The sequence below is a fragment of the Cupriavidus sp. CuC1 genome, from assembly GCF_044627735.1.
Lineage (GTDB): Bacteria > Pseudomonadota > Gammaproteobacteria > Burkholderiales > Burkholderiaceae > Cupriavidus > Cupriavidus ulmosensis.
The window spans coordinates 83,035-89,354 of record NZ_JBIUHC010000021.1 but is presented as its reverse complement, the minus strand read 5'-3'; the positions used below and the strand labels follow the sequence as shown (position 1 = coordinate 89,354).

The window sequence follows — 6,320 nt, the reverse complement described above, 5'->3', positions numbered from 1 at the left end:
GAAGGAACGAGGGTAGTCAATGCCTGCGATTGGAAGCTCCATGCCCGAGTGTAACTCCGGTTAAATGGATACCCCATAGCAGGCATATCGCCCACAATCGGAAAGAATAAGGGATGGGTGCCCGCAAGGCAGTCAAGCCGCGGTCAAGCCGGATGGGGGTTTCGCCTGGGCGTCAGGTGCGCCGGTAGGGCCGGCGGCAACGCCGGACAGGCGCCCCCCGTGCCCTAGGTTCGCGATGAAAGATTGTCCGGATTGCGAACGTGTACACCCCGACGATCAGCAGGGCAACGATAAGCAGGGTGAGGAACGGCATGACGGGCTCCGATGGGGCCTGCTCCAACGCTTATCGACCATGGCCGCCACCATGACCACCACCTTCATGACCGCCGCCATGCCCCTCGCCGTGCCCCTCGCCATGCCCGCCACCGTGGCCGCCATGATCACCATGGCCTTCATGGCCTCCATGGCCTTCGCCGCCACGACCGTGGTGACCTTCACCGCCGTGACCACCGCCATGGAAGAACGCGGCACCGCCCCCATAAAATCCAGGCCACCAGCCGTAATCGTAGTAGGGGCCATAGGGGTAAGCGGGATAGTAAGCGCCGTAAGGATAAGTGTCTTCGGCCGGATAGCCGTAGCCATAGCCGTCATAAGCAGGCACTGCCGCGCACCCGGACAGCGCTATGGCCGCACCGATTGTGAGGCTTCTGATACATGTGCTCATCGCCAATTCCTGACGCGTTCGTGTAGTTAGACACGAATTTCCAGTGCACATTCCAGGTCCCTGCTCGGTTCAATGCCGGATTGGCTCGGCACGCGCAAGGCGCGGCGCTTGCCCGTTACTCCCAGGCGTCCAGCCGATGGCACTGGTCAGGCCAGCGCCCTACAGATTAACCACCACTCCACCTTCCGACGGCCGATAGTCGAGCAAGCGGGAGAGTTCTCCCGCAGCACTCCTCACCTGCTCCACCATGCCATCGAGCCGCTCCGGATCGATCCGCGAAGCCGGGATCGTGGCGCCGAGCGCCGCCACTACCTTGCCGCTGCGGTCACGCACCGGCGCAGCGATGGTCGAGATGCTGGTTTCGAAGAAGCCTTCCTGCAGCACGTAGCCACGCTGGCGGTCGCGCTGGACCATGTCGAACAACGCTTCAACGGTCTTGGGTGTGCTCTCCGAGAAGACTTCCAGCTGCGGCTCGGGATAGAGTTCGCGCAGTTCGGCCAGCGTCAGGTCTTCAAGCAGCACGCGGCCTAGCACGGTGGCATGCGCCGGCAGGCGAGTGCCGACGTTGACCGAGCTGGCGAACGGCGTCGGCGCCACGGACTTGGCCACGTAGACGATGGAGCGGCCGTCCCGCACCACCAGGTTGCACGGGTAGTTGATTGCGTCGCGCAGCCGGTCCAGCAGCGGCCGGCCGAGTTCGGTCAGCTCCAGCGAGGCGAGGTAGTCGAAGCCAAGGCGCAGTACCGCCATGCCAAGCCGGAATTCGCGGCCGCCATCGGTGCGCTCGACAAAGCCCATCATCTCCAGCGTGGTCAGCAGGCGAAACACGGTTGAGCGCGGAACCTGCAGCCGGCGCGCCAGTTCGGCGGCCGACAGGGTCCGCTCGTTGCGGCTGAACTCGCCCAGCAGGCGCAGGCCGCGTTCAAGCCCCGGCACGATGTACTTGTCCTGGAGATCGGTAGGCTCGAGGGCATCTGTCATGGTGATATCTCTGCGAATGAGTGCTTTGGCTTGCTATATGGTAACGGCTTTGGCTTCGGCCCTACCCTGCGGCCCGGACGGTGCGCATGGCGCACCTTGCATCCCGAAGCGCCGCCCGCGACTGTCCGATATAACACGCCCTGCGACTATCCTCCAGCACTTCCATCACCGAAGCCGTGCATGCTCACTTCAGATAGTCGCGCAGCCAGGCCGCGCACTCGCCCGCGTGCTGTGCCGGCCAGCGCACGGTAATGGTGGCATTGGGCTGGCGCACTTCGATGCAGATATCCGTGAGCGGGCCCCTGTCCAGGGCGGCCGCGGGCGCGAACAAGCGCGACCACCAGCCTGCGTTGCGATTCGGGCTGGCTTGCACGGCGTGAGCCGGGATGACGGCCGGGCGAGCGGGAGTCGCCTCGATGGCGGGAGCGGGCGAAGCGGCCGCCGCCTCTGCCGCCGCCTCTGCCACCGTTTCCGCCACGGCGGGCGCTGCGGCCTGCGCCGCCTCGGCAGGCGCCACCAGCCGCGCCGACAGATTCGTACCGAACTCCTCCCACATCCGGTCCGCCTTGGTCTTCATCACGCTCAGGCCGAACGTGCCAAGGCGGCCCAGCACATCCACGTTGATCTTCATGCGCAGCTCGGTCTGGCCGTCCGGCAGCCCGGTCAGGAAAATCTCGCTGGACTGCTTGAGCGAACTGGCCACGGAGGCATCCTCGCCCGTGCCTTCGCTGCGCAGGTAGTTGGGCGCGCGCATCTCCACGATATGGGTCTTGATCTTGAAGCGCGCGCTGACAAAGGCGATCTTGACCTGGATGTGCGAGATGTACTCCACATCGCTGACCACTTCGATCGACTGCATGCCCGGCACGCAGCCGCCCATCACGTTGGGATCGAGCAGCAGTGCCCACACTTGCGCCGGCGCTGCGCCGACGACCAGGGTTTTTTCAATTTCCACGCATCTTCTCCGCGGCGCACAGAATGGATTCGACAATGCCGACGTAACCGGTGCAGCGGCACAGGTTGCCGTTCAGGCCGGCACGGACTTCCTCTTCCGTAGGGTTGGGGTTGTGCGCCAGCATGGCGCAGGAGGTCATCAGGAAGCCTGGGGTGCAGTAGCCGCACTGCAGGCCGCCGCACTCCATGAAACTCTGCTGCAGCGGGTGCAGCTCGCCGCCGGCGCCGAGGCCTTCGACGGTGGTGACGTCGCGCCCGCGCACCTGCACGGCCAGCATCAGGCAGGACTTCACGACTTCGCCGTCCACCAGCACGGAGCAGGCGCCGCAGATGCCGGTCTCGCAGCCGCGCTTGGTGCCGGTCAGGTTCAGGTCGTCGCGCAGCAGGTCCGACAGCAGGCGCCGCGCGGGCGCTTCCACGCTGTGCGCTTCGCCGTTGACGGTGAGTTCGATGTTGATCTTTTGCATGGGAATTCCTTACTCCGCTGCCAGCCCGAACAGCGTGGCAATGCTTCGCCGCGCCACGGCCCTGACCATCTCGCGGCGATAGTCCGCGTTGCCGCGCATGTCGGAAACGGGGTCGATGTCGGCGGCGACGATGTCCGCGGCTTCAGCCGCCACATCCGGCGTGACGGCCTTGCCCGCGAGGAACGCTTCGGCACGCCGCAGGCGCGCCGGAATCGGCGTGGACGCGCCGACCGCAAGACGCGCCTCGATACATGTGGCGCCAGCCCTGCGCGCCAGCAGCGCCACGCTGGCCAGCGGACGGTGCTCGGCGGCCGTGCGCAGGAAACGCGCGTAGTGGCCAACCGCATCCGGCGCCGGCGCGGGAATGCGGATCTCGGTCACGATCTCATCGGGGTCGAGCGCCGTGGTGTAGTAGTCGACCAGGAACGCTTCCATCGCCAGCACGCGCTCGCCGTTCCTGCCGGCGAGCACCACCTGCGCCTGCAGCGCCATCAGGCAGCCCGGCGGATCGGTGGCCGGATCGGCGTAGCAAAGATTGCCGCCGATCGTGCCCTGGTTGCGCACCTGCGGATTGGCCACGCGCCCTGCCATGCTGGCCAGCATCGGGTAATGCGTCTGCACCAGCGGCGAGCGCGCCACCTGTGCATGCAAGGCCAGCGCGCCGATGCGCAAGCCGGTGCGCGGATCGAACTCGATCTTGCGCAGCGCATCGAGTTGGCCGAGCGATACCAGATGGGTGGGCGTGAGCATGCGCTGACGCATGCCGAGCATCAGCGCGGTGCCGCCGGCGATCACCCGGCACTCGTCGCCCAGGTCGGCCAGCATGCGGCTGGCTTCCTGCACCGAGCCCGGCTCCAGAAATTCGAAATTACGCATGGTGCGCCTCCTGTTCCTTGCGCTCGCGCAGCGCGGCCAGCACCTTCTCGGGCGTGATGGGCAACGAGGTGATGCGCACGCCGATGGCGTCGTAGACCGCATTGGCGATGGCAGCCGCGCCGGGCAGGATCGCGGTTTCGCTGGCGCCCTTGGCGCCGTAGGGCCCGTTAGGCTCAACGGACTCGACCACATCCGTGCGCAGCGCGGGCACGGCATCGGCGGTCGGCATGGTGTAGTCGGCAAAGTTGCCGTTCAGGATGCGGCCGTCTTCGACCTGCACATGCTCGTACAGGGTCCAGCCGATCGCCTGCACGGTGGCGCCATGCGTCTGGCCGTGCACCGCCAGCGGGTTGATGGCCTTGCCGCAGTCGTCCGACATGAAGCTGTCGATCAGCGTGACCTGCCCGGTAACCGTATCCACCTCCACTTCGACGGCCTGCGCCGCGAAGGAATAGGCCGGGGCGATGTTGCCGTAGTAGTTGGCATCGTGCATCACGGTGGGCGCGTCGTAGGTGGCGCGCACCATCAGCCCCTCGCCGCCGTGGCGGAAGATGTGCAGCCGCGCGATCTCGGCGAGCGAGGCACGCTTGGTGTCGTCGTTGCGGGCGCGGATCACGCCATCGCGCAGGTCCAGCTCGTCCTGCGGCACGCCGAGCTTTTCCGCGGCAACGTCCAGCAGCTTCTGCCGGGCCTCGCGCGCGGCGCGCATCACGGCGTTGCCAGAGATGATCGTCACGCGCGACGCCAGCGAGCCGAGGCAGAACGGCGCCACATCGGTATCCGGCGCACTCACGGTGACATGCGACAGGGGAATGCCCAGCTCCTGCGCGCAGATCTGGCTGAGCATGGTGTTGGCGCCCTGCCCCATGTCGCACTCGCTGGTGAGCAGCATGACGCGCCCATCCTCGTTGACCTTGAGCACGATGGTGGAGCCGTCCCAGTTGCCGAGCGTGCGGTTGCCGCTGACGTGCATCGCGGCGGCAATGCCGAGCCCGCGCCGGCGCGAGCCGGTTCGCCGCGAGGCATCGGCGCGGCGCGCATCCCACCGGATCGCTGCGCGCGTTTGCTCCAGGCATTCCACCAGGCCGCTGCTGCCGATTTTCCAGCCATGCACGCTGGTGTCGCCGGAGCGGATGGCGTTGCGCTTGTGGACTTCGATGGGATCCATGCCGAGCATCTCGGCCAGCATGGTGAGATGGCTGTTTAGCGGGAACTGCATCTGCTGGCCACCAAAGCCGCGGAACGCGCCGCGCGGCGGATTGTTGGTGTAGGCCAGCACCGCGTGGGAACGCACGTTTTCCACGCGGTGCATGTTGTCGCTGCGCATGGCGGTCACGTGCATCACGTCGCCGGCAAGGCCGGCATATGCGCCGCACTCCGCCACGATATTGACGTCCTTGGCAACGATCATCCCCTGCGCGTCCAGGCCCATCTTGAGCCAGACCCGCGCCGGCACGCTGGAGCGCGCGCCAAGGAAATCCTCGAGCCGGTTGTTGACCAGCCGCACCGGACGGTCCAGCCGCGTGGCCAGCAAGGCCGCGATCAGGCTGTTGCTCTCCTCCACGATCTTGGCGCCAAAGCCGCCGCCGGTGACCGCCTGGATCACGCGGATGGTGGACACCGGCCGGTCCAGCGCTTCGGCCAGCCGCGCGCGCGCCAGGAACACGGATTGCGTCGAGGCCCAGACCGTCAGCCGGCCATTGCCATCCTGCGCGGCCACCGTCGCCATCGGCTCCAGGTAGCCGGGATACTGCGAATGCATGTCGTAGGTGGCCTCGTAGACCACGGCCGCGCGGGCGAAGCCGGCTTCAACGTCGCCCCGCGCGATACGCAGCTCGTGCGCGATATTGCGCGTGCCCGGGTGCAGCTGCGCCGCGCCATCGGCCAGCGCCGCATCGGTGCTGAAAATGGCGGGCAGCTCTTCGTACTCCACGCGGATCAGGTCGAGCGCATCGCGCGCGGTTTCCTCGTCCACGGCGACCACCGCGGCGACCTCTTCCCCCACGTGGCGGACCACGCCGGCGGCGAGAATGCGCTGCTCCTTGCGATGCGTGCCCCACAGCCGCGACGGCGAGTCCTCGCCGGTCAGCACCAGCTTGACGCCCGGCAACCCGCGCGCCGCCGCTGTGTCGATGCGAACGATGCGGGCATGCGGATACGGGCTGCGCAGCACCTTGGCGTGCAGCATGCCGGCCTGCTTGATATCGCCGGCATACACGGCCCTGCCCATCACCTTCTCCCGCGCCGTCACTTGCGGCGTGGAGTTTCCCACTGTCGACGTGCTCATGCCGACCTCCTGCTAGTCTGAAAACCACTGA

6 protein-coding genes are annotated in these 6,320 nt (G+C 66.9%); all 6 read right to left on the bottom strand.

Going from position 1 to position 6,320, the window contains the following annotated elements:
- Positions 1-276 precede the first annotated feature (276 nt).
- Positions 277-531, bottom strand: coding sequence for a hypothetical protein (locus ACGLHR_RS12145; protein WP_400094047.1), 255 nt, complete (start codon positions 529-531; stop codon positions 277-279).
- Positions 532-883: 352 nt separating this feature from the next.
- Positions 884-1,705 (bottom strand): IclR family transcriptional regulator, encoded by an 822-nt coding sequence (locus ACGLHR_RS12140; RefSeq protein ID WP_400094046.1) that lies wholly within the window; start codon positions 1,703-1,705, stop codon positions 884-886.
- A 184-nt stretch (positions 1,706-1,889) separates the two neighbouring features.
- Positions 1,890-2,660, bottom strand: a complete 771-nt coding sequence (locus ACGLHR_RS12135) for a CoxG family protein (protein ID WP_400094045.1) — start codon at positions 2,658-2,660, stop codon at positions 1,890-1,892.
- Positions 2,650-3,126: a (2Fe-2S)-binding protein gene (locus tag ACGLHR_RS12130; RefSeq protein ID WP_400094043.1), complete on the bottom strand. Its 477-nt coding sequence runs from the start codon at positions 3,124-3,126 to the stop codon at positions 2,650-2,652. The genes ACGLHR_RS12135 and ACGLHR_RS12130 overlap by 11 nt, the downstream gene beginning before the upstream one ends.
- A gap of 9 nt (positions 3,127-3,135) precedes the next feature.
- Complete coding sequence (locus ACGLHR_RS12125) at positions 3,136-4,002, bottom strand: FAD binding domain-containing protein (protein ID WP_400094042.1); 867 nt, start codon at positions 4,000-4,002, stop codon at positions 3,136-3,138.
- Positions 3,995-6,289 (bottom strand): xanthine dehydrogenase family protein molybdopterin-binding subunit, encoded by a 2,295-nt coding sequence (locus tag ACGLHR_RS12120; protein ID WP_400094040.1) that lies wholly within the window; start codon positions 6,287-6,289, stop codon positions 3,995-3,997. Before ACGLHR_RS12120 ends, ACGLHR_RS12125 begins: the two co-directional genes overlap by 8 nt.
- Positions 6,290-6,320: the final 31 nt, after the last annotated feature.

Excerpts from the sequence above, each read along its gene's own strand:
- ACGLHR_RS12140 (WP_400094046.1), bottom strand. The coding sequence starts at position 1,705 with ATGACAGATGCCCTCGAGCCTACCGATCTCCAGGACAAGTACATCGTG.
- ACGLHR_RS12130 (WP_400094043.1), bottom strand. The coding sequence starts at position 3,126 with ATGCAAAAGATCAACATCGAACTCACCGTCAACGGCGAAGCGCACAGC.
- ACGLHR_RS12125 (WP_400094042.1), bottom strand. The coding sequence starts at position 4,002 with ATGCGTAATTTCGAATTTCTGGAGCCGGGCTCGGTGCAGGAAGCCAGC.
- ACGLHR_RS12120 (WP_400094040.1), bottom strand. The coding sequence starts at position 6,289 with ATGAGCACGTCGACAGTGGGAAACTCCACGCCGCAAGTGACGGCGCGG.